The following is a 25753-nucleotide window of genomic DNA, read 5'->3' on the forward strand; positions in this document are numbered from 1 at the left end:
CCACCGGCGCGGCCGCCCTCCTCCGTTCGGTGTGCCGGGGTCCCGGCGGGGGCGGGTCAGTCGCCCCGCTTCGCCATCTCCAGCATCCGGTCCACCACGCGCTGCGAGGCGTGGCCGTCGTCCAGGTCGCAGAAGAGGTGGTGGAAGCGGTCGTACCGCTCCTGGTACTCCTCCATCACCTTGTCGATGTCGCGGAGCGCGGTGACCAGCTCCTCCGAGGTGCGGATCAGCGGGCCGGGCGAGTCCTTCTCGAAGTCGAAGTAGAACCCGCGCAGGGTGTCCCGGTAGTGCTCCAGGTCGTAGGTGAAGAAGAGCATGGGGCGCTTCAGGTGGGCGTAGTCGAACATCACCGAGGAGTAGTCGGTGATCATGATGTCGGCCGCCAGGTACAGATCGGCGATGTCCGGGTACTCCGAGACGTCCCACACGAAGCCGTTCCCGGCGCCCGGGACGGCGTCCACCACGTTGGAGTGGCGGCGGATCAGGAGCACGTGGTCGTCGCCGAGGCGGCGCCGGGCGTCCTCCAGGTCCAGGCGCAGGTCGAACTTGTACTGCCCGGCGCTGTGGGACAGGTCGTCGCGCCAGGTGGGCGCGTACAGGATGACCTTCTTGCCCGCGGGCAGGCTGAGCCTCTCCTTCGTCCGCCGGGCGATCTCGTCCCGGTCGGGCGAGTAGAGGTAGTCGTTGCGCGGGTAGCCGGCCTCCAGGATCTCCCCGTCGAAGGAGAACGCCCGCTTCAGGATCGGGGTGCTGAAGCGGTTGGACGAGACGACCATGCTCCAGTTCTTCGCCTCCAGGGCCACCCGGTTCTGGTACTCGCGGTCGAAGTGGAGGGTCTCGATGTCGTGGCCGATCTTCTTCAGCATGGTGCCGTGCCAGGTCTGCACGATCACCTGGCCCGGCCGCCGCTCCACCCACTCCGGCAGGTGGGCGTTGGTGACGATGTAGCGGCAGGTCGCCAGCGCCTCGAACCACTCGGTGCCCCACATCCGCACCGGTTTGAGCTCCGGCGGGAGGACGACCTGGTCGTCGCGGACGACCCACAGGTGCTCGACGTCGAGGCCGCGCCGCACCATCTCCTCGTACATCGCGCGGGGGCTGTCGGAGAACTGCTTGCCGTTGTAGCTGATGTGGAGCACCGCGTCGCGCAGCGGCTTGCGGCGGCCCGGCTCGTACACCTCGCGCCGCAGCTGCGCCTGCCGGTACGGGCCGCGCTCCATGTCGCTCAGGCCCGAGCGGCAGTTGAGCTGCGGGACGTCGCCCCAGCGCGCCTCGAACCAGTAGTGCCGGCCGCCCAGTTGGGCCCTGAGCGGGAAGCGGTCGGCGGCGAGGCGGTCGATGACGAACGGGGCGTCCTTCGCCCCCTCCTCCCGCGGACGCAGGTAGAGGTTCCAGCGGCCGGCCTTGAGCGGCACGGTGCCCGCCGGGTTGCCCATGGTGGACGGGTCGAAGGCGAACTCGAAGGAGCCGTCCTCCTGCCAGCGGACGGGGACGCTCCGCTCCTCGAACCGGTTGTGGGCCTTGAGTACGAACGACGCCCCGGTCAGCCGCGGGTCGGTGTGCCCGCTGACCGCGATCTTCCCGTCCTTCAGCGCCACGTCGGTGACCACCGCGCGCGTGGCGCGGCCGGAGAACTTCAGATAGCCGGTGTGCCCGGCCAGGACGGCGACCTCCCGGTTCGCCGCCTGCCCGCCCAGCGACCCGGGCAGCGGGAACCGCACGTCGGGCAGGCCGTCGCGGATGACCGTGCTGAAGCGGCGCTCCCTGCCGCCCGGGGTCTCGGCCACCAGGACGGTGCTCCAGTCGCGCTTGGCCGACTGGGTCTTGCCCTCGACGCCCTCGCCGGCGATCAGGGCGATGTCGCGCACGGGCACGCGGACCGTGAAGGGGGCCCTGCCGCCGCTGCCGGCGGCCCCCACCGTGGCGGGGTACTCCAGCACCTCGCCGCTGCGGCGGTTGGTCACGCGCAGCCGGACCGTCTCGCCGTCGGCGAGCGGCTCGCGGATCTCGCCGCCGACCTCGATCGACTCGCCGACCAGACGGCGCTCGGTGATCAGGACGCGCACCTTCTCCAGACGGAGCTTCAGCGCGGCGCGCTCGACGAACGGGACCAGCCGGTGGTCCTCGTCGATCCAGTGGTACGGCGGGTAGTTGGCCGCCGCGGCGCCGATGGTCTGGACACCGCGCTTGCGCATCAGACCGGAGCTGATGACCCGCATGCCGACGTGCCAGACGCCCTCGTCCCACTCGCCGCCCTTGCGGAGCTTGGCGGGGTCGAGGGTGTAGGTCCAGCCGGCCCAGTCGTAGTTGTGGAGCTTCTGGCCCGAGTCGGTGGTGCACTCCGGCCGGTGGACGTTCTTGGCCGGGAACACCAGGCGGCGGCGCGAGCCGTCCTTCTTGAACTGGATGAACTTCACCGAGCTGCGGCGGGTGGGCAGGTCGATCTTCTCGATGTAGGCGTCGCCGAGGAGGACGAGCTTGCCGTCCTGCCAGGAGATCTCCCGCAGCGGGGCCTTCAGGGCCAGGTCGGGGTCGATGCGCAGCGCCCGCTTGGGCAGCTTCAGGGAGCTGTCGTCCAGCGCCTTGAACCCGGCGTACTTGCGGACGAGGCCGCTGACCTCGATGGGCTCGCGGCGGCGCTGGGCCGCCAGCAGGTCGATCAGCTCCGACATGGCCCGCTTGCGCACCAGCAGCCACTGCACCCGCAGATGGACCGGCAGCGACATCAGGTCCTTGGGGTCGATGGTGTCGAGGTACCGGTTGGTGACGTCCAGGAACGCGGCGCGGTACTCCTCGCCGCCGTCCGGCAGCACGTTGAGGAAGAGCCGCAGGTCGTCGGTGAGGGCCCGGCGGTCGTACTCCCGCTTGAACCGGGCGAACTCGGGGCCGTCCTGCCCGGCGAGGAAGCTGCTGACGGCCTGGACCGCGGCGACGCGGTCGCGGACGGACTTGGGCTCGGTGCGCCGCTGGGTGATCGACGGGGCGCCCCGGCCGCCCTCGCGCTGCCGCCAGTAGTAGACGGGCTCGCCGATGATGTCGACGGCCTCGGCGATGTAGTGGGCGGGGAGGACGACGGGGCTGTCCTCGTACAGCACGCCCTCGGGGAAGGAGAAGCCGTGCTTCTCCCAGAAGGTGCGGCGGAAGACCTTGTTGCAGGCGATGCGGTCGGCGACCAGCTTGGGGTACTTCGATATGTGGGTGCGCCTGCGCGCCTGGCCGGCCAGCATCTTCAGCAGCGGCACCTGCCAGGTCCGGTCGCCCTTGAGGTGGAAGACGTTGCCGGTGGCGAAGTCCGAGCCGGTCTCGTCGAGGCTGGTGACCATCAGCCGGTACGCGTCCGGCGGGATCAGGTCGTCGCTGTCGATGAAGGTCAGGAACTCGGCCTCGGGCGACATGTTCGCGATGCCCGTGTTGCGAGCGGCTCCGAGTCCGGCGTTCTCCTTGCGGACCAGGCGGAAGCGGGGGTCCCGCTCCGCGTACTCCGCGGCGATGGCGGCCGAGCCGTCGGGCGAACCGTCGTCCACCATGACGACCTCGATGTCCTTGAAGGTCTGTTCCGCCAGCGAGTCGAGGCAGGCCGGAAGGTACTCCTCCACGTTGTAGATGGGGACGATGACGCTGAGCCGCGGAGCCATGGTGCGCGGTGTTTCCTTTCGGTTCAGACCGTTTCGACCGAAGCGACGGCCTGGGGTGGAGTGGGTGCCGGGCGACGCTCGCTCAGAGGAACGATAGGCGGAAGGGCGTCGAGGTCCTCGCCCAGGAAGATGTGACGGACCACTCTTTCCGCCGCGCGGCCGTCGTCGAAGTCGCAGAACCGCTCGCGGAAGGCGGCGCGGAGTTCGGCGGAGGCGCTGTCGTTCCAGGCTCCCGAGGTCAGGATCCCGGCGAGCTCGTCCTGGCTGGTGGCCACCGCGCCGGGCGGCTCCTGGAGCAGGTCGAAGTAGGTGCCCCGGACGGCCTTGTAGATCTCCCAGTCGGGTGCGTAGATCACGATCGGGCGGTCCAGGTTGGCGTAGTCGAACATGGCCGAGGAGTAGTCGGTCACCAGCGCGTCGGCGGCGAGGTAGAGCCTCTCCACCGAGGGGTGCGCCGAGACGTCGACGATCCGGCCGTCGGCCCGGAGCGCGGCCAGCTCCGGGGAGGAGGCGTAGAAGTAGTGGCCGCGGACCAGCAGCGTGGTGTCCGGGCCCAGCCGGCCGGCGAAGCGCACCAGGTCCAGGCGCGGCACGAAGGCGGACTCGTACTCGCGGTGGGTGGGGGTGTAGAGGACGGCGGTGGTCCCGTCGGCCAGGCCCAGCTCGCGGCGCGCGGCCAGCACGTCCTCGGCGGTGGCGTTGAGCAGGATGTCGTTGCGCGGGTAGCCGGTCTCCAGGGAGGTGTAGGAGCAGGGGTAGACGCGCTCCCAGATGGCCGTGGAGTAGCGGTTGGAGGAGAGGCTGTAGTCCCAGCGGTCGCAGCGGGCCAGCAGCTTCTCGAAGTCCATGCCGTGGGCGGAGCCGGGGTAGTCGCGCTGGTCCAGGCCCATCGACTTCAGCGGGGTGCCGTGGTGGGTCTGGATGTGGACCTGGCCCTCGCGCTTGACGATCGAGTCGCCGAAGTTGACGTTGTTCACGAGGTACTTGGCGCGGGCCATGGCCGTCCAGTACTCGCGCGATCCCAGCCGGACCGCGTCCACGCCCTCGGGGATCCGGTGCGCCTCCCCGGCCCGGAACACCCACACCCGGCGCACGTTCGGTGCGAGGCGGGCCAGCTCGGCGTCGATGGCGGCGGGGTTGCAGGCGTGGGAGCGGCTCCAGTAGGCCGAGAAGACGGCCAGGTCCTCGTCCAGCGGGAGCCTGAGCTGCGCGCGGTAGTGCGCGCCGATGATCTGGCGCCTGGCGCCCCGGATCCGCTCCCCGCCGCGCCTGCGCAGGGTGGCCCGGGTCCTGCTGACGGTCTTGAGGCCGGCCATCGCCGGGTAGCTGCCGAGGGCGATCAGGCGGAACTTCTGGCCCCGGGTGCCGCCCGGCCGGACGAAGCCCTCGGGCTTGCGGCGGCGGTAGTCCTCGGCGGCCCGGCGGAAGAACTCGGACCGGGCCGACCGGGGGAGACGGCCGGGGCGGTCCAGGATGGTGATGTAGTGGTCGACCATCTTGCGGAACAGGTGCGGACGCCAGCGGTCGAGCTCGGGGTGCTCCGCCACGTACGAGAAGACCCGCTCGTACTGGTCGAAGACGTCGAAGTGCTTGCGGCTGACGGTGCGCAGGATGTTGCCGCCCTGCCGCCGCTGCCGGTAGTGGACGCATATGCGGTCCAGCACGGTTATTCGCCCGGCCGTGATCAGCGAGCAGAACGTCCAGGGGGCGTCCTCGTAGTAGCCGGGCGGGAACTCGAAGCCGTGCTTCTCCACGAAGTCCCGGCGGTACGCCTTGTTCCAGACGATCTGCAGCAGGTCGAGCAGCTCGGGGCGCTCGTCCAGGGGGAACACCGCGGGCTCGCGCTCGCGCAGCAGGTCCGCGCGCTGGTTGCGCAGGACGCGGCCGTCCCAGTAGGTGCGCGCGTAGTCGTAGATCAGGATCTCGGGATCGCCCGTGGCGTCGAGCCGTTCGGCGATCGCCGACAGGGAGCCCGGGGTGAGGGTGTCGTCGCTGTCGAGGAAGAGCACGTAGTCGCCGCGCGCCTGCTTCAGGCCGGCGTTGCGGGCGCGGCCCAGCCCCACGTTCTGCGGCAGGTGCAGCACGCGGACCCGGTCGTCCCGGGCGGCGTACCGGTCGAGGATCTCCCCGGAGGCGTCCGGTGAGCAGTCGTCGACCGCCACGACCTCGAAGTCGCCGTAGTCCTGCTCCAGGATCGAGTCCAGGCATGCCCGCAGGTACCCCTGCACCTTGTAGGCGGGCACGACGAGCGTGAAGCGCGGCAAAACTTCCCCTTTTGAGTGGACTCACACCCCGAGAGGGCGCTGTCGGTGAACTGTCGCCTAACACAGACGACACCTGCGAGCGAACAGTTGTCGCGTGTTATTCGATTGTGACGCGCGGAACCGCCGGTCGGAGTGTTTCGCCCTCCCGGAACGCGGCGTGACATGATATCCCGCCAGCCACCCGCCGGGTCGCTGCCCGTTCACCGTCCCGGTGCCGGGCGGCCACCGCACGGCCGACCGCCCGGTCCGTGCGCCGGAGCCCGCGGCGGGAGTCACGGGCGGAGGATCAGGAAGATGTGCTTATGACGTGGATGGTGACTGGCGGAGCCGGATACATCGGTGCTCACGTCGTCCGGGCGATGACGGCCGACGGACAGCGGGTCGTGGTGTTCGACGACCTGTCGACCGGTGAGGCCGGGCGGGTTCCCGACGGAGTGCCCCTGGTGGTGGGCAGCGTCCTCGACCGCGAGGCGCTCGACGGGGCCATCCGCGACCACCGGGTGACGGGCGTCGTCCACATCGCCGCGAAGAAGCAGGTCCCGGAGTCGGTGGCGCGTCCCCTCCACTACTACCGGGAGAACGTCACCGGTCTGGAGACCCTGCTGGCGGCCGCGGCGGACGCGGGCGTGCGCCGCTTCGTCTTCTCCTCCTCGGCCGCCGTCTACGGCATGCCCGACGTCGACCTCGTCACGGAGGACACCCCCTGCGCGCCGGTCAACCCCTACGGGGAGACCAAGCTGGTCGGCGAGTGGATGGTGAAGGCGGCCGGGGCCGCCCACGGCATCAGCAGCGTGTCGCTGCGCTACTTCAACGTGGCCGGCGCCGCCGCCCCCGAGCTCGGGGACGCGGGTGTGTCCAACCTCATCCCCATGGTCTTCGAGAGGCTGGAGGAGGGCGAGGCCCCCCGGATCTTCGGCGACGACTACGCCACCCCGGACGGCACCTGCGTACGCGACTTCGTCCACGTCCAGGACATCGCCTCCGCCCACCTCGCGGCGGCCCGCCTCCTGACGGAGCGGACCGGGGAGAGCGGCGCCGGCGACGGCGCCTCCCCGCTCTCCCTCGTCCTGAACATCGGACGCGGCGAGGGCGTCTCGGTCAGGGAGATGGTGGAGCGGATCTGCAAGGCCACCGGCCACGAGGAGGTGCGCCCGGAGGTCTCCGGCCGCCGCCCCGGCGATCCGGCGCGGGTGGTCGCCTCCGCCGACCGGATCCGCGCCGAGCTGGGCTGGTCGGCGCGGTACGGCGTCGAGGAGATGATCGAGTCCGCCTGGGCGGGCTGGCGGCTCCGCCACCCGTAGGCCCGTGGGCCCCTGTGCCGGTGCGGCGGCGACCGGCGTCCTCCCGTGCGGGAAGCCGCCGGTCGCCGCCGTACCGGGGAGCGCGCCGGGCGGGGAGCGCGTCAGGCGGTGACCGCGTCCTCCGAGCCGTCCGCCGCCGGCTGCCGCGCGGCCACCGCGGCGCGTCCGGCCTCGTCCCGGCTCCGGGCCCCCGGCCCGGCCTCCGCCCCGATCCGCTCCCGGCGCTCGTCCGCCCGGGCGCACAGCGCCCGGACCGCCCGGCCGAAGCGGACGATCGACGGCGGCTCGGCCGGCCCCAGCAGATGCGTCTTCAGCTCGGCGCGGGCCCGTACCAGGGTGTCCTTCGACGGATCGCGGACCGACTCCAGCAGGGCGGGGATCCCCGCGGCGTCGGGCGTGAGGATCACGGCCGCCCGCACGGTCGGGAATCCGGCCCGGAACTCCTCCTCCGGCAGTCCGCCGGTGTTGGCGACCGCGTACGGCTTCTCGCCGGCCAGCCAGTCCGAGACCACGCTCGACACATCGCTGATCAGCAGGTCGGCCCGGTTGAAGCAGGAGTACAGGGCCGGCCGCGGACCGGTGATCACCAGGTGCTCCCGCTCGGGGAAGGACGCCCAGTACGCCTCCTCCCAGGCGGCCGTCGCGGCCTCCACCGCCGCCGCCCGGTCGCCCCGCGGGGTGGACTGGAGCAGCATCCGCTCCATCTCGTCCGCGCTCGTGCGGAACGCCGTGGTGGTCAGCTCGTCCAGCTCCGCGGTGCGGCGGGCCAGCTCGGCGGCGGCCTCCGGACCCGGGCGCGGGCCGGTGAGCCGCGCGTTGGCCTCGGCGATCAGACGCTGGATGCGCGCGTCGGCGAGGGCGGCGCGCGCATCCACCGAACCGGTCATCGGGTGCGGCTTGTACAGCAGCCGCACCCCCGGGTCCGCCAGCAGCGCGCGGACGATGTTCTCGCCGGCCAGGATGACCGAGGTGTTGCCCGGGTCGTCGGTCCAGCCCTCCCAGGTGGGGGCGTACAGCACCGTGACGGGGCGGTCCGCGGCGGGCGGCCCGGCGTACGGCCGGATCGGCGCGAGCTGCGGGCGGCCCACCTCCACCACGTCGCGGTCGTCGACGCCGATGTCCGCGAGCCGGTAGCGCTCCCGGGCGGCCGGCCCGGCCACCCACACCTCGTCGTACGCCTTGGCGTAGGGGTTGCAGCTGGAGAGCTTGTCGCTCTCGCCGTGGTTGATGAAGGCGTGCTTGATCGACGGGATGCGCAGCACCTGGGACGTCTTGCCGGAGTTCGCCGGATGCAGCATCACCTTCAGCGGGGAGTGCTCCAGGTGCATCAGGTGCGCGACCTTCGGCACGCACACGACCGGCACGTCGGTCGCGTCGATCCGCTGCACCATGAACCGCTCGCGCAGCACGATCAGCGGACGCTCGTCCAGCGCGGCGAGCGTGGACAGCCACATGTTCGCCTGGTAGGCGGAGGCCGTGCCGCCGGAGAAGTACATGGCCACGGTCGGCCGGTACTCCGCCAGCCGGCGGTCCAGCCACTCCAGCGTCCGCTGCTCGTTCGCCGGGCGCCGTCCGGGCAGCAGCCAGGTCGAGAGCCAGACCGTGCCGGCCAGGATCGCCGTCAGCGCGGCGCCCGTACCGAGCAGGCCCCACCGCGCGTCGGCGGTGACGGCCGTGGCCAGCAGGCCGGCCGTCGTGGGCACGGAGAGGTGGAGCAGGCGCCGGCTGGCCTGGCGGGCCAGCAGGCGCGGCGGGGCGGGGGTCAGGCGCAGGGCGGACGCGTCGATGTTGCGGGTGACGACCGGGAGGGTCCGGGTGCGCCGGACCAGCAGGGCGGCCGCCTGGCAGCAGAAGTGCAGGAAGTAGCAGGCCAGCAGGGCCAGGGGGAGCCACCGCTCCGCCTGCGGCCCGACGCCCGGGGCCCGGATCAGGCCGACGACGACCAGCATGTCGCGCAGCAACTGGCGGGCGGTGACGTCGAAGCGCACTCTGGCCAGCCAGGACGCCAGGCGCTGCTGCCGCCGCACCAGGTACAGGTCGAGCGCGAGCCCGGCCGCGGAGCCGGCGGCGAACAGGGGCAGCACCGGGTACAGGGCGCCGACGAGCTGGGCGAGGAACGCCGCGAGCAGCAGCGCCAGTACCGACAGGGCCTGCCGGGGGGAGGGAGCCGGCGCGGCGGCTCCGCGCCGCCGGGACGTGGTGCGAAAGAACCTCACCGCTGTGAACGAAGGAGGCATCATGCGGGTCACGCTCCTGTGGGCGGGAAGCGGTCGGCGTGCTCTCCCCCCGGGTCCGCGGGCCGGTGCGGACGCCCCTCGCTCAGGCTGCCACGGGGGAAGGGGCGGGCCGGGTAACCCGGACACCGGGGTGTCACGCGCCCCGTACGCCGCCTCCCCGCCGCGGGCGCCGTCCGGCGGGCGGAACGGGCGGGCGGAGGGGGGCGGGGCTCGCGTAGATTGCGGACCGGACCGGACGAGAGATCACATACAGGGGCGCGCAGGTGGCAGCGGCAGAGCAGGGCCTTCGGCGGGACGTACGGGACGCCCGCAGGATCGTGGTGAAGATCGGGTCGTCCTCGCTGACCACGGCCGCGGGCGGACTGGACGCCGATCGGGTGGACGCGCTGGTGGACGTGGTCGCCCGGCACCTCGGAGCTCCGGAGGACGAGGACGGCAAGGAGATCGTCCTGGTCTCCTCCGGGGCCATCGCCGCCGGACTGGCGCCGCTGGGCCTGGAGAAGCGCCCCCGCGACCTCGCCCGCCAGCAGGCCGCCGCCAGCGTCGGCCAGGGGCTGCTGGTGGCCCGCTACACCGCCTCCTTCGCCCGCTACGGGCGGCGCGTGGGCCAAGTGCTGCTGACCACGGACGACACCAGCCGCCGCGCGCACTACCGCAACGCCTACCGCACCCTCGGCCAGCTCCTGGCGATGGGCGCGGTACCGGTCGTCAACGAGAACGACACCGTCGCCACCGACGAGATCCGCTTCGGCGACAACGACCGGCTGGCCGCGCTGGTGGCCCATCTCGTCCGCGCCGAGCTGCTCGTCCTGCTCTCCGACGTCGACGGCCTCTACGACGGCAACCCGGCCACCCCCGGCACCTCCCTCATCGGGGAGGTCCGCGGCCCGCACGACCTGGAGGGGGTGGAGGTCGGCAGCGCCGGGAAGGCCGGGGTCGGCACCGGCGGCATGGTGACCAAGGTCGAGGCGGCCCGGATCGCCGCCGGGGCCGGCATCCCCGTGGTGCTCACCTCCGCCACCCGCGCCGCCGACGCCCTCGCCGGGCGGCCGGTCGGCACGTACTTCCACCGCACCGGCCGCCGCTCCGCCGGCCGGCTGCTGTGGCTGGCCCACGCCTCCGCGCCGCGCGGCGCGCTGGTGCTGGACGACGGCGCGGTACGGGCCGTGGTCGAGCGGCGCACCTCGCTGCTGCCCGCCGGGCTGGCCGGCGTGGAGGGCGAGTTCTCCGCGGGCGACCCGGTCGAGCTGCGCGACGCCTCCGGACGCGCCGTCGCCCGCGGGCTGGTCAACTTCGACGCGCGCGAGATCCCCCGGCTGATCGGCCGCTCCACCCGCGACCTGGCCCGCGAGCTCGGCCCCGCGTACGAGCGGGAGGTCGTCCACCGCGACGACCTGGTCCTGCTGCGCCACTGACGGTCGACGAGCGTCACCGACGGCCACCGGACGTCACCGAAGGCCACCGACGGCCGCCGATGACCGCGGACACCACCCGTACCACGGACACCACCGGCACCGCCGAAGGGTCAGCCTTTCAACGGACACCTTCTCGAAAACCCCCACACGGCGGCCCGAGGACTGGTCAACTTTGGTTCGAGGGCCGCACCGGGACGGCGGCCCGTGGCGCAGCCACACGAGTTCGGCACCACACGGGAGGCCGCCGGTGAGACGACTGACCAGCGTCGACTTGGGGTATCCCCAGCGGAGCGCGGGGGAGGGACATCCCCAGCGGGGCGAGGAGAAGGGCCGCTCCGGCGGCACCTCGCGCCTGTGGCACGTCACCCTCAGCGTCTCCGGGGCCGAGGCGCCGCTGAAGGACGTCAGACGGGCCCTGGAGCAGCTCGCCCACGACCACCCCTTCCTGCTGACCAGCCGCTACGCCAACGACCACGCCGAGATCCGCTACTGGGAGGAGGCCCGCGACCTCCACGACGCCGCCGCCGTGGCGCTGCGGCTGTGGGGCGAGCACCGGGCGTCGGCGAAGCTGCCGCCGTGGGAGATCGTCGGGCTGGAGGTCATCGGCCGCGAGACGTACCACCAGCGGGTGGCGGAGGGCTACGGCCCGCACCCCGCCGTTCCGGTGGGCGTGCACCCGTTCTGACCCCGTTCTGACCCCGCTCCGTCGCGGTTCCGTCGCGCCCGGGCGCCGCGTGCCCCGGGCGCGCCGCCCGTCTCGCACTGCGGACTTCCGGATGGACGCCGTACGCCCTGGCTACGCTGGTGGACATGAGCAGCGCATCGCAGACCTCGCCCGTGATCGACACCGCCCGCCGCGCCAAGGAGGCGGCCGCCGCGCTCGCCCCGCTGCCGCGCACCGCGCGCGACGGCGCGCTGCTCGCGATCGCCGACGCCCTGGTGGCCCGCACCGGCGAGATCGTCGAGGCCAACGCCGTGGACGTGGACAAGGCCCGCGCCGCCGGGATCGCGGACTCCATCGTCGACCGGCTGACCCTCACCCCCGAGCGGATCGCCGCCATCGCCTCCGACGTGCGCGACGTGGTGGCCCTGCCCGACCCGGTCGGCGAGGTGGTGCGCGGCTCCACGCTCCCCAACGGCCTGGAACTGCGCCAGGTGCGGGTGCCGCTCGGCGTGGTCGGCATCGTCTACGAGGCCCGGCCCAACGTCACCGTGGACGCCGCCGTGCTCTGCCTGAAGGCCGGCAACGCGGTGCTGCTGCGCGGTTCCTCCTCCGCGTACGCCTCCAACACCGCCCTGGTCGCCGTGCTGCGCGACGCCGTGGCCTCCGCCGGGCTCCCGGCCGACGCCGTCCAGCTCGTGCCCGGCGAGAGCCGCGACAGCGTCAGGGAGCTGATGCGCGCCCGCGGCCTGGTGGACGTGCTCATCCCGCGCGGCGGCGCCTCCCTGATCAGGACGGTCGTCGAGGAGTCCACCGTCCCGGTCATCGAGACCGGCACCGGCAACTGCCACGTCTACGTCGACGAGCACGCCGACCTCGACATGGCCGTGGAGGTCCTGGTCAACTCCAAGGCCCAGCGCCCCAGCGTCTGCAACTCCGCCGAGACGGTGCTGGTGCACGAGGGCATCGCCGGCGCCTTCCTTCCGCGCGCCCTGGCGGCCCTGGCGGAGGCCGGGGTGACGGTGCACGGCGACGCGGCCTGGACGAAGGCGGGCGAGGTCGAGGGCGTGGAGGTCGTCCCCGCCACCGAGGAGGACTGGGAGACCGAGTACCTCTCGTACGACATCGCCGCCGCCGTCGTCCCCTCCCTGGAGGCCGCCGTGGACCACATCCGCCGCTGGACCTCCGGCCACACCGAGGCGATCGTCACCTCCGACACCTCCGCGGCCCGCCGCTTCGTGTCCCTGGTGGACTCCACCGCGGTCATGGTCAACGCCTCGACCCGCTTCACCGACGGCGGCCAGTTCGGCTTCGGCGCCGAGATCGGCATCTCCACGCAGAAGCTGCACGCCCGCGGGCCCATGGGCCTGCCGGAGCTGACCTCGACGAAGTACGTGGTCACCGGCGAGGGGCACGTACGCGGCTGATCCGGCCGGCCCCGGGCGGGGACGGCCCGGCACCGGTACCAGACGAATCGCCGTTATCCCTGCCCAAAGTGCTCCGGCCGGTCTACGCTGGATCCGTGCCGGAGGATGTGGGGGGCCAGCCGCACCAGAGCGGCGAGGAGCCCGACGACCGCGACCGCGCGGCGGCGGACGACGCGTTCGCCTCCGTGGTCTTCGACGAGTCCTTCGTACGGGCCGCCCTGATCCACGAGCCCACCGCCGCCGAGCGCACACTCGCCGCCGCCCAGTCCCCCTCCGAGACCGAGACGGCGCTCGCGCACGACGACCGGTACGGCTACGGGCCGCGGCGGGACGACCCCGAGGGCGCCGACCACGACCGCGAGCCCGACGGCGAGCACGGCGACGACCGGTACGGCCGGTACCGCTACGGCCGGCTGGAGTTCGCCGACCGCCTCGACCACCTGGAGTACGTGGAGGACGCCGAGTACCCGGAGGACGCCGGGTACGCCGGCTACACCGAGGAGACCGACGGCCGGGGCGGCCTCCACCCCTGGGCCCGCCGTCCCTACCGCGGCCACGTCCGCTGGCAGCGGCCGGTCGCCTGGGTGCTCGCGGTGGTGATGGGCGTCGGCATCGTCGCGCTCGCCTTCGCCGCCGTCTACCGGGGCGCCGCCGGCCAGCGGCAGCAGACCCCGGAGCCGCCGCCGGCGACCAGCGGGGTCGACGCCCCGCCGGCCGGCCGGTCCGGCGCGCTGCCCTCCCTCTCCGGCCGCTACAGCACCTCGTCGCTCGGGAGCACGGCGCCGCGGGCGCCGTCCGCCGACGTCCGGTAGGCCGCCCGGCGGACGCCGTCCGACTTTTCCGGACTCGGTGGTCGACGGGGAGTTTGGGCTGCCCCTTCCCGACCTACTCTGAGGATATGACCGGGTCTGGACACCCACCACCCGAGGGTTTCCCCGGACGTGGCGACGACGAGTACCGATCCACCGTCTTCGACGAGTCGTTCGTCCGGGCTGCCCGGCTCCAGGAGTTCTCCGCGCGCGAGCGGATGGCCGACCACGAGCACCCGGTCCGCTCGCTGCCGCCCAGGCCGCTGCGGAGGGCGCCGTGGCGGGGGCTGGTCCTGGTGATGCTGCTCGTGCTCGCCTTCGGCGCCGCGGTCCACCTGGGCGTGCGCACCCCCCAGCAGCCCGCGGAGCGGCCGGGCCCGCGGATGATGAACAGCATGGTCGTCCCGCTCTCACCGGACGGCGAGGTGTCCGGCGGAAGGCCGTCACAGCTGTTCGAGCGCAGCCGGGCCGCGCAGTTCTACATCGGAGCCTCCGGGGTGTCGCTGCCCCCGGTCCGCTCCACCGCCCACTTCGCCGACACCCAGGTGCTCACCGCGCTGACCGTCGCCAAGGAGTACGTCGTCGAGAGCTCCATCAACCCGGAGGTGCTGGGCGGTGACACCGCGCGCCCGGTGCGCATACTGATCGACCCGGGTCAGCACCCGCAGTTCGACCGCAGCGTCGAGCGGCCCGCGGCCGACGGCCGCCACGCGGCGACCGGCTGGCTGGTGCGCTTCGACCCCGAGCACACGGTCCTGGCCGGCGGCGGGGTGCGGGTGCGGGGCACGATGGCGGTCCGCGAGACGGACGCCGACGCGCTGGAGGTCGTCACCGACCACGTCTTCGTCTACGCCGTCCGCCCCGCCCGGGCGCGCGGCGGCGAGGGGGACGGCGCGGCCGCCGCCTCGCTGTTCACGGTCCGGCGCGAACTGCGGCTGCACTTCGACCGCGAGGACCTGCGCGACCACCAGCTGACGGTGGAGCAGAGCACGACGCGGGCCGGGCCGATGTCCTGCGCGGTCGGCACCCACGACGCGCTGCGGCCGCTGACGGCCGGGCAGTCCGCCGGCGACGACCGCCCGGCCGGCACCGATCCGTACGCGCGCGACGGCGGCACCCCGGTGTGCGGGACGCTGGACCCTAGGGCGCAGCCGGGCCCGTAGTGCCCTCCGTGCCGCCCGGGGCGCCGTTCGCGCCGCCCGCGCGCCCGGCGAAGCGGTCGCGCAGCTTCCCGCCCAGGTCGCCGGCGCCGTCCGTGAGGTCCCGGATCAGACCCATGAGCGGGTCCTTGCTGGTGCGCACCGTCTCGGAGTAGTGGCTCGCGGACTGCCGGAACGACTCGTAGACCGAGGCCTCCCCGTCGTCCTCGCGCCGGTCGTAGTGCCCGTCCATGATCCGCTGGTAGTCGCGGCTCGTGGCCCACCTGCGCAGTTCCGCGGCGCGCACGGTGGTGAAGGGGTGGCTGCGCGGCAGGACGTTGAGGATCTTCAGCACGGAGTCGCGCAGGTCGCCGCTCGACTCGTACTCGTCCGCCTGCTTCAGGAACGCGTCGACGTTCATCTCGTGCAGGTGGTTGCCGCCGGCGATCTTCATCAGGCCGCGCATCGACGCCTGGAGGTCCTGGCCGACCAGCAGGCCGGCCCGGTCCGCGGACAGCTCCGACTTGCGGAACCACTCGCGCAGCGCCGTCACGATCGCCATGATCGCCACGTTGCCCAGCGGGATCCAGGCCACCTTGACGGCCAGGCCCGTCAGGAACAGCAGGATCGTCCGGTACACCGCGTGCCCGGACAGGGCGTGGCCGACCTCGTGGCCGATCACCGCCCGCATCTCCTCCTCGTCCAGCAGCTCGATCAGCCCGGTCGTCACCACGATGACCGGCTCGTCCAGGCCGACGCACATGGCGTTGGGCTTCGGGTCCTGCGTGACGTACATCGGCGGGACCTTCTCCAGGTCCAGGATGTAGCAGGCGTCGCGCAGCATGGCGTACAGGTGGGCGAACTGCTCGTCGTCCACCCGGACCGAGTCCGACAGGAACAGCAGGCGCAGGCTGCGCTCGGGCAGCAGCCCGCTCAGCGCCTTGAAGACCGTGTCGAACCCGCTCAGTCTGCGCAGCGCCACCAGCGCGGAGCGGTCCGCGGGGTGCTCGTACGCCCGTGAGGAGATCCCCGGGAAGCGCCGTCTGTCGCGGCCGGGAAGGTGCTCGGTGGTGCCGTTGCCGTTGGTCATCGTCCGCCCCCTGCGGGTCTCGTGCTGGCCCGTCCCCCGTGTCGCCCCCCACCCTAGGTGGTGGGTGCCACACGCCACAGCATCCCGGCCCGCTTACGATGTGGCTCAAGTTTTCCGTCCTACCCGATAGGTCTGCCGACGATGACCCTGCCCGACACCGCGCACGCCCTCGCCCTCCTCGCCTCCGGTGCCGAGGGCGGCGAGCACGGCGGCGCGTCCGCCAGCCCGTACGTCACCGGTGGAGCCGCCCTGCTGGTGCTGCTCCTGCTGCTGTGGATCACCACCCGCTTCAACCGGGACCGCTGAGGTCCCGGGCCCGGACGGCGACGCGATCGGCGTCGGACGGCTAAGGTCGGCACGCATGGGAGAGCACATAGTGCCCGGCACCGGCAGACGGCGGCTGGGCGTGATGGGCGGGACGTTCGACCCCATCCACCACGGGCACCTCGTCGCGGCGAGCGAGGTGGCGGCGCGGTTCCACCTGGACGAGGTGGTCTTCGTGCCGACCGGACAGCCGTGGCAGAAGAGCCACAAGGTGGTCTCGCCGGCCGAGGACCGCTATCTGATGACGGTCATCGCCACGGCCTCCAATCCGCAGTTCTCGGTCAGCCGCATCGACATCGACCGCGGCGGCCGGACGTACACCATCGACACGCTGCGGGACCTGAGGGCGCTGCACACCGACGCCGACCTGTTCTTCATCACCGGCGCCGACGCGCTCGCCCAGATCCTGACCTGGCGCGACGTCGACGAGTTGTTCTCGCTCGCCCACTTCGTCGGGGTCACCCGGCCGGGACACACCCTCGCCGACCCGGGCCTGCCGGCCGGCGGGGTGTCCCTGATCGAGGTCCCGGCGCTGGCCATCTCCTCGACGGACTGCCGCGCACGCGTGGGCCAGGGAGACCCCGTCTGGTACCTGGTGCCGGACGGGGTGGTGCGCTACATCAACAAACGCCAGCTGTACCGGGACGGCCAGGCGCTGAGGGGCTAGAGGGGCGGCAGTCGTGAACGACCGACAGGACCCGTACGGGCGAGGGGGCCCGCCGCAGGCGAGCGGCCACATCTACGGTTACGACGAGTACGGCCGGCCGGTCTACGGCGAGCAGGGCCCCGACGCGCCGTACGGGGACGCCCCGTACGGACAGGGCCCGGAGGCGGGGCAGCGGCCCGCGTACGACCCGTACGGCGCCGGCGCCTACGGCGCGGGCTCCTACGACCCGGGCCCGTACGCCCCCGGCTCCTACGCCCCCGACCCCTACGCCGGGGAGGCCGGGAGCGGCTACGCCCCGGACGCGTACGCCCCCGGCTCCTCCGGCTCCTACGCCCAGGACCCCTACGCCCCGGGCGGCACGGACCGGTACGGCCAGCACGGGCAGTACGACCAGCACGGGCAGCACGACCAGCACGGCCAGTGGGACGCCTCCGCCACCGGGCAGCAGGAGCCGGTGGCGGGCGCGTGGATCCCGCAGCAGCCCCAGGGGCCCTGGTACGAGGAGGGGCCGCAGGCCGGGCCCGCCGGGCCGGACCCCGAGCCCGAGACGCCGACCGCCCCCGCCCGGACGGCGGACGCCGCGGCCGGCGCCGGCCGCGGCGGGGCGGGGGACGACGGCGACGCCGAGTACCGCACCGAGGAGTTCTCCTTCGTCGAGGAGCAGGACGAGGAGTCCGAGGACGTCATCGACTGGCTGAAGTTCTCCGAGAGCCGCACCGAGCGGCGCGAGGAGGCCAAGCGCCGGGGCCGCAACCGCACGGTGGCCCTGGTCGTCGCCCTCGCCGTGGCCCTGGCGGGCGGCGTCGGCTGGCTCTGGTGGGCCGGCATGCTGCCCGGCACGTCCGGGGACGGGGAGGGCGGCCAGACGGCGGGCGGCGTCCAGAAGCGCAAGGTGATCGTCGTCCACCTGCGCGAGATCGACGGCGGCGAGACGTCCACGGCCCTGCTGGTCAACAACGAGACGGCGGGCAGGGGCACCACCGTCCTGCTGCCCAACTCCCTGGCCGTCTCCTCCGGCGGCACGGGCGGGGGGACGACCCTCGGCAAGGCGTTCCAGGCCGAGGGCGCCGCGGCCACGCGCGACGCGCTGGGCCTGCTGCTCGGCACCGACATCAAGGGCACCTGGCGGCTGGACACCCCGTACCTGGAGAACTGGGTCGACCTGGTCGGCGGCATCACCCTGGACGCCGACACCACCGTGCCCGGCGCCGAGAAGGGCGGCGAGCCGCTGGTCCGGCAGGGCGGGGAGCGCGACCTCGACGGGAAGGCCGCCGTCGCCTACGCCACGCACCGGGCCGCCGGCGAGCCGCAGACCAAGCAGCTCGCCCGGTTCGGGCAGGTCGTGCAGGCCACGCTGGGGAAGATGTCCGACGACCCGGAGACCGCCACCGGCACGGTCCGGGCGCTGACCCAGATCCTCGACCCCTCGCTGACCGACGGGCAGCTCGGCGCCAGCCTCGCCTCGCTGGCCGGATACGCCAAGAAGGGCGCCTACGGCACCGAGCTGCTGCCGGTGCAGGCGGACGGCACGCTCAGCGACGCCACCAGCGAGGGTCTGGTGAAGGACGTGCTCGGCGGCACGGTGAAGAACACCGACCCGGGCGCCACCCCGCGCGTGAGCCTGAAGGACGCCACCGGCGACGGCGAGGCGGCGAACAACGCCCGGGTGGCGCTGGTCAACGGCGGCTACACCGTGGTCGGCGGCGGCAGCGCCGGTTCCGCGCAGGCCGCCAGCCGTGTGACGTACTCCGACGCGGCGGACAAGGCCAGGGCCGAGGAGGTCGCCAGGACGCTCGGCCTGTCCGAGAAGGCCGTCGCCCGGGGCAAGGGCGCGGCGAACGCGGACGTCACGGTGGTGCTGGGCCAGGACTACGAGCCCGGGGGGTCGGGAGACTGACCGGGAGGCCGGCCGGGAGACCGACCGGGAGTCCCACGGGAGGGGCCCCGGGCCCGACGGAGCCGGTCCGCGGCGGATCGTGAGACCCTGGAGGGGTTGTAGACCACCGACCGAAAGCGTTGCCTGTGACCGCCACGGACCGCTCCATCGAGCTGATCAACGCAGCAGCCCAGGCTGCCGCCGACAAGCTCGCCCACGACGTCGTCGCGTACGACGTCAGCGATGTGCTCTCCATCACCGACGCCTTCCTGCTGGCCTCCGCGCCCAACGACCGCCAGGTCAAGGCGATCGTCGACGAGATCGAGGAACGGCTGCAGAAGGAGAAGGGCGTCAAGCCGGTGCGCCGCGAGGGCGAGCGCGACGGCCGCTGGGTCCTGCTGGACTTCGTCGACATCGTGGTCCACGTCCAGCACAGCGAGGAGCGGGTCTTCTACGCGCTGGAGCGCCTGTGGAAGGACTGCCCGGAGATCGACCTGCCCGAGGACGCCCAGGCCACCCGCGGCAAGGGCGAGGCCGCCGCGCGCGAGGGCGGTGAGCTGAGCTGAACGGACGCGTGGCGGGACGCGGCCGCCGCATCGTGCTGTGGCGGCACGGGCAGACCGCGTGGAACCTCGAACGCCGCTTCCAGGGCACCACCGACATCGAGCTGACCGAGGAGGGCGTCGCGCAGGCCCGCCGCGCGGCGCGGCTGCTCGCGGCGCTCAAGCCGGACGCGATCATCGCCTCCGACCTGAGGCGGGCCGTCGACACCGCCGCCGAGCTGGCCGCGCTCACCGGCCTGGACGTCACCCACGACGAGAACCTGCGCGAGACGTACGCGGGTGTCTGGCAGGGCCTGACGCACGAGGAGATCGTCGAGCGCCACGGCGAGGAGTACGCCGCCTGGAAGCGCGGCGAGCCCGTGCGGCGCGGCGGCGGCGAGCTGGAGACCGAGGTGGCCGACCGCGCGGCGCCGGTCGTCGAGCGCAGCGCCGACAAGCTGCCCGACGGCGGGGTCCTGGTCGTGGTCAGCCACGGCGGCACCATCCGCACCACCATCGGCCGCCTGCTCGGCCTGGAGCCGCGCTCGTGGGAGTCGCTGGGCGGGCTGACCAACTGCTGCTGGTCCGTCCTGGGCGAGGGGGCGCGCGGCTGGCGGCTGCTGGAGCACAACGCCGGAACGCTTCCCCAGCCGGTCCTCGGCGACGACGTCTGACCGGCCCGGCGGGACCTCCCGGAGGCGATTTCACATTCGGGCAGGTCACCGGTTAAGCTTCTTCCCGTTCACGGCACCGCGGTGAGAGCGGCGGAGCCGGGAGCGACGGGGCTATAGCTCAGTTGGTAGAGCGCTTGCATGGCATGCAAGAGGTCAGGAGTTCGATTCTCCTTAGCTCCACAGAGACCAGAGATCCCGTCCCCGGCAGGGGGCGGGATCTTCGCTTTCCCGGCGGGCGCCGCTCCGGGGCGGCACGGAGGAAGCGGAACCCTCGTCGCACACGCTCGGCACTCTCCTGCACACGGACGGAGCATGGCAGAATCGGAGCGCCGGACGAGCCGTTCCGAGGAGTGGAAGATCTCGCCGGGGCGTTCGGAGACATCGAGGACGGCAGAGACAGCGGAGGGGTCCCCCACGTGCGCACGCCTGCGGTCACGGCTGGAGTTGACTGACGGACATGGGTGCACACAGCAGGAAGTGCGACTGGTGCGGCAGCGGCACCCCGATCGTCCGGGACATGGAGCCGGTCAACACGGCCTACCAGTACTGGTGCGTCGAGTGCGCGCGGGCGCTGATCATCAAGGGCGATCCGATCGAGACCTACCGCGAGCTGGAGGGCGAGCCCATCTACGGCCGGCTGCTCGAGGAGCACTGCACCCTCAAGCGCTTCTACTCCTTCGTGGCGGCCTGACCGCCGCCCGCCCGGGCGGCGGCCGGTGACGCGGCACGGACCCCGGAGACCGGCAGGGGGCCGGGCAGGTCGGCCAGGTACGGCGCGGGCCGCCGCAGCGCCCGTACCGCCAAGGCCGCGGTGAGGGCCAGGAGCGCCGCGCCCGCCGCCGGATAGACCGCCGAGAGCGCCATCTGCACACCGCTCTGCCGCAGTTCGAACCGCTCCACCGGGGAGCCGTGCGGCACCCACCACAGCGCGTACGAGCAGAACAGCAGCGCCGCCAGTGCCGTACCCGACCACCACGGCACGCTGCTCCGGCGCAGCGCCTCCGAGCCGAGCAGCAGCACGGCCGGCACGCACCACACCCAGTGGTGCGACCAGGAGACGGGGCTGACCAGCAGCGCGGTGCAGGCGCAGGCGACGGCGGCCCAGGCGGGCGCGGAGGGCAGCCGGCGCGGTCCGGCCAGCGCGGCGGCCACCGCCGCGGCGAGCCCCGCGGCGGTCACCGCGACGGCGAGCAGCGTCCAGCCGGAGCCGGGGTCGGCCGTGTGCAGCAGCCGCGCCAGGACGCCGCGCAGCGACTGGTTGGCGGTGTCCTCGACCCGGCCGACGCGCTCGGGCGCGAAGATCGCCTCGGTCCAGAAGCGCCGGGAGTCGTACGGCAGCACCAGCGCCGCCAGCGCGACCGTCCCGGTGAACGCCCCGGCGGCCACGGACGCCCGGCGCAGCCAGTGGTTCCAGGTCCCCTCCGGGCTCCCGGTGAGCCGCAGCCGCCGCCAGGCCCGCACCAGCCCGCACAGGGCCAGGAACACCGCGAACAGCGCGGGGGTCAGCTTGATCCCGGCGGCTATCCCGATGCCGACGCCCGCCCAGCGGTGGTCGGCGCGCCGGGACAGGTCCCACAGGACCAGTACCGCGAGCAGCAGGTTGATCTGCCCGTACCGCAGCGTCGTCCACACCGGCTCGCACCAGACGGCGACCGCGGCCAGCGCCAGGGCGGCGGCCGGGCGCGGGACGCTCAGCGGGCGCCCGATCAGCCGCAGCGACAGGTGGATCAGGGCGACCAGCAGGGCGAGGTTCGCCAGGGTCGCCAGGACCCGCATCGACGGCACGTCGACGAGGGTCAGGGGTATGAACAGCAGCGCGGCGAACGGCGGGTAGGTCATCGGCAGTTCGGCGTGCGTGGCGCGCATCGTGTACAGGTCGCCGCCGGTGCGGGCCGTCCAGCCCTCGGTCCGGTAGACCATCAGGTCGATCATGGAGACGTTCGCCGCGTTCTGCGCCGTCAGGAAGGCGGTGAAGGACAGCAGGCAGAACACGGTGGCGAGCCGGGTGGGCCGCCTCAGCAGATACGCCCGTGCCGCGGGGAACCGGCGGTCGGCGATCAACTGCAGCGTACTCACGGGCGGCTCCGGGATCCGGTGGTCTTGGTCGGTGGCGTGGACGTACACGTGCGCGCGGGCACGGCCGGTTGCCCGGACGCGGCGGGCGGACTCGGGGTTCCGACAGTACCCGGACCGCCGTGACCCGCTCGTTACGGGATTTGGCGAAGCACGGGTCGGGGCGTGTAGAGTAAGCGTCGTCGCCGCGGGGGACCGCGGCGGACCACGCAAGGGGCTATAGCTCAGTTGGTAGAGCGCTTGCATGGCATGCAAGAGGTCAGGAGTTCAATTCTCCTTAGCTCCACAGTGAGAGAGCGGGCCGCCCGGACGGGCGGCCCGCTCTCGTGCGTCCGGACTGTGTTCGGGCAGTTCCCGGGCCGCATCCGGGCCGCATCCGGGCCGCGGGCGGTTGCCGGCGCCGGGAAGCCCTTGCGGTACCCTGGCGCCATGCGTGCCGTACGCCTTCTGCTTAGCGGGCCGCGCTGACCCAGTGCCGACCCTCCGGCCCCGGTTCCGGTGAGGTCGGAACCAGCGCGGCGTCCCCTCCTGTGCGAGGGGCCTTTTCATTTGCGGGCCACCGCCCTCCCGCGGGCAGACGACGACCGATGGAGCTTGGACAACGATGAGCGAGACCACCGCCGCCGCGGAGACCGCGGCCCCCCATCGCTACACGGCCGCGCTGGCCGCCGAGATCGAGGCGCGCTGGCAGGACTTCTGGGACGAGCACGGCACCTACGAGGCCCCCAACCCCAGCGGCGACCTGGCCGGCGACCCCGGGACCGTCGCGCGCCCCAAGCGGTTCATCATGGACATGTTCCCGTACCCCTCGGGCGCGGGGCTGCACGTCGGGCACCCGCTGGGCTACATCGCCACGGACGTCACCGCGCGCTACCTGCGCATGACCGGCCACAACGTCCTGCACACCCTGGGGTTCGACGCCTTCGGCCTGCCCGCCGAGCAGTACGCGGTGCAGACCGGCACCCACCCGCGGGTGTCCACCGAGGCCAACATCGCGAACATGAGGGCCCAGCTGCGGCGGCTGGGCCTGGGCCACGACCAGCGCCGGTCCTTCGCCACGATCGACCCGGACTACTACAAGTGGACCCAGTGGATCTTCCTGCAGATCTTCAACTCCTGGTACGACGAGGAGGCCGACCGGGCCCGGCCGATCTCCGAACTGGTCGAGCAGTTCGAGACCGGCGCGCGCCCCACGCCCGACCGGCGGCCGTGGAGTGAGCTGAGCGAGGCCGAGCGGGCCGACGTGCTGAGCGGGTACCGCCTGGCGTACGCCTCCGACGCGCCGGTCAACTGGTGCCCCGGCCTGGGCACCGTCCTGGCCAACGAGGAGGTCACCGCCGAGGGCCGATCCGAGCGCGGCAACTTCCCCGTCTTCAAGGCCAAGCTGCGCCAGTGGAACATGCGCATCACCGCCTACGCCGAGCGGCTGCTGCGCGATCTGGACGCGCTGGACTGGCCCGAGGCGATCAAGCTGCAGCAGCGCAACTGGATCGGCCGCAGCGAGGGCGCCCGCATCGAGTTCTCCGTGGAGGGGACCGGCGGCCCCTCCGACGCCGGCTCCGGCGAGCGGATCACCGTCTTCACCACCCGCCAGGACACCCTGTTCGGCGCCACGTACATGGTGCTGGCGCCCGAGCACGACCTGGTGGACCGGATCGTCCCCGACGCCTGGCCCGAGGACACCCGCGAGACGTGGACCGGCGGTCACCCCACCCCGGCCGAGGCGGTCTCGGAGTACCGCAAGCAGGCGGCCTCCAAGTCGGACGTCGAGCGGCAGGCCGAGGCCGGCGAGGACAGGGAGAAGACCGGCGTCTTCACCGGCGCGTACGCCGTCAACCCCGCGAGCGGCGACCGGATCCCCGTCTTCATCGCCGACTACGTGCTGATGGGCTACGGCACCGGCGCGATCATGGCCGTCCCCGCGCACGACAGCCGCGACTTCGCCTTCGCCCGCGCCTTCGAGCTGCCGATGCGCTGCGTGGTCGAGCCGACCGACGGCCGCGGCACCGACCCGGCGACCTGGGGCGACGCCTTCGCCTCGTACGACGCCACGATCGTCAACTCCACCGGTGTGGAGGTGTCGCTGGACGGCCTGGGCGTGGTCGAGGCCAAGGCCCGGATGACCGAGTGGCTGGCCGAGAGCGGCATCGGCGAGGGCACCGTCAACTACCGGCTGCGCGACTGGCTGTTCAGCCGGCAGCGCTACTGGGGCGAGCCCTTCCCGATCGTCTACGACGAGGACGGCGTCGCCCACGCGCTGCCCGAGTCGATGCTGCCGCTGGAACTGCCCGAGGTCGAGGACTACTCCCCGCGCACCTTCGACCCCGACGACGCCGACACCTCGCCCGAGACCCCGCTGTCGCGGAACGAGGAGTGGGTCGACGTCACGCTGGACCTGGGCGACGGGCGCGGTCCGCGCAGGTTCCGCCGCGAGACCAACACCATGCCCAACTGGGCCGGTTCGTGCTGGTACGAGCTGCGCTACCTGGACCCGCACAACAGCGAGAAGCTGGTCGACCCGGAGATCGAGCGCTACTGGATGGGTCCGCGCGAGGACCGGCCGGCCGGCGGCGTGGACCTGTACGTCGGCGGCGCCGAACACGCCGTGCTGCACCTGCTGTACGCCCGCTTCTGGTCCAAGGTGCTGTACGACCTGGGGCACATCTCCTCGGCCGAGCCGTTCCACAAGCTGTTCAACCAGGGCATGATCCAGGCGTACGTCTACCGCGACAGCCGCGGCATCGCGGTGCCCGCCGCCGAGGTCGAGGAGCGCGACGGCGCCTACTGGTACGGCGGCGAGCAGGTGAGCCGGACGCTGGGCAAGATGGGCAAGTCCCTGAAGAACGCCGTCACGCCGGACGAGATCTGCGCCGAGTACGGCGCGGACACGCTGCGGCTGTACGAGATGGCGATGGGCCCGCTGGACGTCTCGCGCCCGTGGGACACCCGCGCGGTCGTCGGCCAGTACCGGCTGCTGCAGCGGCTGTGGCGCAACGTCGTCGACGAGGCGACGGGCGAGGTCACGGTCGTCGACGCCGAGCCGGACGAGGAGACCCTGCGCGCGCTGCACAAGGCGATCGACGGGGTGCGGCAGGACATGGAGGGCCTGCGCTTCAACACCGCCATCGCCAAGATCACCGAGCTGAACAACCACGTCACCCGGCTGCGCGAGGTGCCGCGCCCGGTGGCCGAGGGCCTGGTGCTGCTGATCGCGCCGCTGGCCCCGCACATCGCCGAGGAACTGTGGCGCCGGCTGGGCCACGACACCGGCGTCGTCCACGAGGACTTCCCCGTGGCCGACCCGCGGTACGTGGTGGACGAGACCGTGACCTGCGTCGTCCAGGTGCGGGGCAAGGTCAAGGCCCGGCTGGAGGTCGCCCCGGACATCTCCGAGGCGGACCTCGAGGCCCGGGCGCTGGCCGAGCCGGCGATCGTCAGCGCGCTGGGTGGCGCGGACATCCGCAAGGTGATCGTGCGGGCGCCGAAACTGGTAAACATCGTTCCAGCCTGATCCGGCCTGATCCGGCCTGATCCGGTCCATTCCGGCCCGGCCTGCTCGGGCCGGTCCGTTCGGGGCCGGACCGCACGGCGGCGGGGCCGCGGCTCGTCGGCCGCGGCC

Annotated in this window: 18 protein-coding genes and 2 tRNA genes; 15 read left to right on the forward strand and 5 right to left on the reverse strand. The window is 72.9% G+C overall.

Translation table 11 applies throughout. The features are described from left to right. Positions 1–56: 56 nt before the first annotated feature. Positions 57–3635, reverse strand: coding sequence for a bifunctional glycosyltransferase family 2 protein/CDP-glycerol:glycerophosphate glycerophosphotransferase (locus QC029_RS28040; protein WP_279558631.1), 3579 nt, complete (start codon positions 3633–3635; stop codon positions 57–59). A 23-nt stretch (positions 3636–3658) separates the two neighbouring features. Further along, positions 3659–5899, reverse strand: a complete 2241-nt coding sequence (locus QC029_RS28045) for a bifunctional glycosyltransferase family 2 protein/CDP-glycerol:glycerophosphate glycerophosphotransferase (RefSeq protein WP_279558632.1) — start codon at positions 5897–5899, stop codon at positions 3659–3661. A 302-nt stretch (positions 5900–6201) separates the two neighbouring features. Between QC029_RS28045 and galE the strand changes: the two genes are divergently transcribed. After that, positions 6202–7200, forward strand: a complete 999-nt coding sequence (gene galE / locus QC029_RS28050) for a UDP-glucose 4-epimerase GalE (protein WP_279558633.1) — start codon at positions 6202–6204, stop codon at positions 7198–7200. Between the two features lie 101 nt (positions 7201–7301). Here galE and QC029_RS28055 read toward each other — a convergent pair whose 3' ends face one another. Next, complete coding sequence (locus QC029_RS28055; protein ID WP_279558646.1) at positions 7302–9347, reverse strand: hypothetical protein; 2046 nt, start codon at positions 9345–9347, stop codon at positions 7302–7304. Between the two features lie 353 nt (positions 9348–9700). On the opposite strand from QC029_RS28055, the gene proB reads away from it, so the two are divergent. The 5 genes from proB to QC029_RS28080 all read left to right on the forward strand — a co-directional run bounded on the left by proB (position 9701) and on the right by QC029_RS28080 (position 14912). After that, positions 9701–10852, forward strand: a complete 1152-nt coding sequence (gene proB / locus QC029_RS28060; protein WP_279558634.1) for a glutamate 5-kinase — start codon at positions 9701–9703, stop codon at positions 10850–10852. Positions 10853–11204: 352 nt separating this feature from the next. Further along, entirely contained in the window at positions 11205–11537 is a 333-nt protein-coding gene (locus QC029_RS28065) for a hypothetical protein (RefSeq protein ID WP_336621617.1), read from the forward strand. 125 nt (positions 11538–11662) lie between these two features. Beyond that, a complete protein-coding gene (locus QC029_RS28070; RefSeq protein ID WP_279558636.1) occupies positions 11663–12940 on the forward strand; it encodes a glutamate-5-semialdehyde dehydrogenase in 1278 nt (425 codons plus the stop codon). A 95-nt stretch (positions 12941–13035) separates the two neighbouring features. Next, positions 13036–13752: a hypothetical protein gene (locus QC029_RS28075; RefSeq protein ID WP_279558637.1), complete on the forward strand. Its 717-nt coding sequence runs from the start codon at positions 13036–13038 to the stop codon at positions 13750–13752. Positions 13753–13838: 86 nt separating this feature from the next. Then, the gene (locus tag QC029_RS28080) at positions 13839–14912 is read left to right on the forward strand and encodes a hypothetical protein (RefSeq protein ID WP_279558638.1); all 1074 of its coding nucleotides are present in this window, start codon (positions 13839–13841) and stop codon (positions 14910–14912) included. Here QC029_RS28080 and QC029_RS28085 read toward each other — a convergent pair. Then, positions 14890–15978, reverse strand: a complete 1089-nt coding sequence (locus QC029_RS28085) for a M48 family metallopeptidase (protein WP_279558639.1) — start codon at positions 15976–15978, stop codon at positions 14890–14892. The genes QC029_RS28080 and QC029_RS28085 overlap by 23 nt on opposite strands. A 141-nt stretch (positions 15979–16119) precedes the next feature. Here QC029_RS28085 and QC029_RS28090 point away from each other — a divergent pair, with 141 nt between their 5' ends. From QC029_RS28090 to QC029_RS28120, 7 genes are all read left to right on the forward strand, one after another. Next, complete coding sequence (locus QC029_RS28090; protein ID WP_279558640.1) at positions 16120–16284, forward strand: hypothetical protein; 165 nt, start codon at positions 16120–16122, stop codon at positions 16282–16284. A 55-nt stretch (positions 16285–16339) separates the two neighbouring features. Next, positions 16340–16969: a nicotinate-nucleotide adenylyltransferase gene (nadD, locus tag QC029_RS28095; protein WP_279558641.1), complete on the forward strand. Its 630-nt coding sequence runs from the start codon at positions 16340–16342 to the stop codon at positions 16967–16969. A 13-nt stretch (positions 16970–16982) separates the two neighbouring features. Next, the gene (locus QC029_RS28100; protein ID WP_279558642.1) at positions 16983–18866 is read left to right on the forward strand and encodes a LytR C-terminal domain-containing protein; all 1884 of its coding nucleotides are present in this window, start codon (positions 16983–16985) and stop codon (positions 18864–18866) included. Positions 18867–18991: 125 nt separating this feature from the next. Further along, on the forward strand, positions 18992–19411 hold the full coding sequence (gene rsfS / locus QC029_RS28105; protein ID WP_279558643.1) for a ribosome silencing factor: 420 nt from the start codon (positions 18992–18994) through the stop codon (positions 19409–19411). After that, entirely contained in the window at positions 19408–20061 is a 654-nt protein-coding gene (locus tag QC029_RS28110) for a histidine phosphatase family protein (protein ID WP_279558647.1), read from the forward strand. Before rsfS ends, QC029_RS28110 begins: the two co-directional genes overlap by 4 nt. A 107-nt stretch (positions 20062–20168) precedes the next feature. Continuing rightward, a tRNA-Ala gene (locus QC029_RS28115) sits at positions 20169–20241 on the forward strand. 277 nt (positions 20242–20518) lie between these two features. Next, complete coding sequence (locus tag QC029_RS28120; protein WP_093849089.1) at positions 20519–20752, forward strand: hypothetical protein; 234 nt, start codon at positions 20519–20521, stop codon at positions 20750–20752. On the opposite strand, the gene QC029_RS28125 is transcribed toward QC029_RS28120, so the two are convergent. Continuing rightward, positions 20731–22137 carry a glycosyltransferase 87 family protein gene (locus QC029_RS28125; RefSeq protein WP_279558644.1) on the reverse strand — a complete coding sequence of 469 codons (1407 nt, stop codon included), beginning with the start codon at positions 22135–22137 and terminating at the stop codon, positions 20731–20733. The genes QC029_RS28120 and QC029_RS28125 overlap by 22 nt on opposite strands. A gap of 210 nt (positions 22138–22347) precedes the next feature. Between QC029_RS28125 and QC029_RS28130 the strand changes: the two genes are divergently transcribed. Both QC029_RS28130 and leuS read left to right on the forward strand, forming a co-directional pair. Next, positions 22348–22420, forward strand: a tRNA-Ala gene (locus tag QC029_RS28130). Positions 22421–22738: 318 nt separating this feature from the next. Continuing rightward, positions 22739–25645 (forward strand): leucine--tRNA ligase, encoded by a 2907-nt coding sequence (leuS, locus tag QC029_RS28135; RefSeq protein ID WP_279558645.1) that lies wholly within the window; start codon positions 22739–22741, stop codon positions 25643–25645. Positions 25646–25753: the final 108 nt, after the last annotated feature.

Source organism: Streptomyces sp. DH37 (assembly GCF_029813835.1).
Taxonomy (GTDB): Bacteria; Actinomycetota; Actinomycetes; order Streptomycetales; family Streptomycetaceae; genus Streptomyces.

What these genes read in the sequence shown, in the direction of transcription:
- QC029_RS28040 (WP_279558631.1), bottom strand. Translation starts at nt 3,635, where the DNA reads ATGGCTCCGCGGCTCAGCGTCATCGTCCCCATCTACAACGTGGAGGAG.
- galE (WP_279558633.1), top strand. Translation starts at nt 6,202, where the DNA reads ATGACGTGGATGGTGACTGGCGGAGCCGGATACATCGGTGCTCACGTC.
- QC029_RS28070 (WP_279558636.1), top strand. Translation starts at nt 11,663, where the DNA reads ATGAGCAGCGCATCGCAGACCTCGCCCGTGATCGACACCGCCCGCCGC.
- QC029_RS28080 (WP_279558638.1), top strand. Translation starts at nt 13,839, where the DNA reads ATGACCGGGTCTGGACACCCACCACCCGAGGGTTTCCCCGGACGTGGC.
- QC029_RS28085 (WP_279558639.1), bottom strand. Translation starts at nt 15,978, where the DNA reads ATGACCAACGGCAACGGCACCACCGAGCACCTTCCCGGCCGCGACAGA.
- QC029_RS28090 (WP_279558640.1), top strand. Translation starts at nt 16,120, where the DNA reads ATGACCCTGCCCGACACCGCGCACGCCCTCGCCCTCCTCGCCTCCGGT.
- nadD (WP_279558641.1), top strand. Translation starts at nt 16,340, where the DNA reads ATGGGAGAGCACATAGTGCCCGGCACCGGCAGACGGCGGCTGGGCGTG.
- QC029_RS28120 (WP_093849089.1), top strand. Translation starts at nt 20,519, where the DNA reads ATGGGTGCACACAGCAGGAAGTGCGACTGGTGCGGCAGCGGCACCCCG.
- leuS (WP_279558645.1), top strand. Translation starts at nt 22,739, where the DNA reads ATGAGCGAGACCACCGCCGCCGCGGAGACCGCGGCCCCCCATCGCTAC.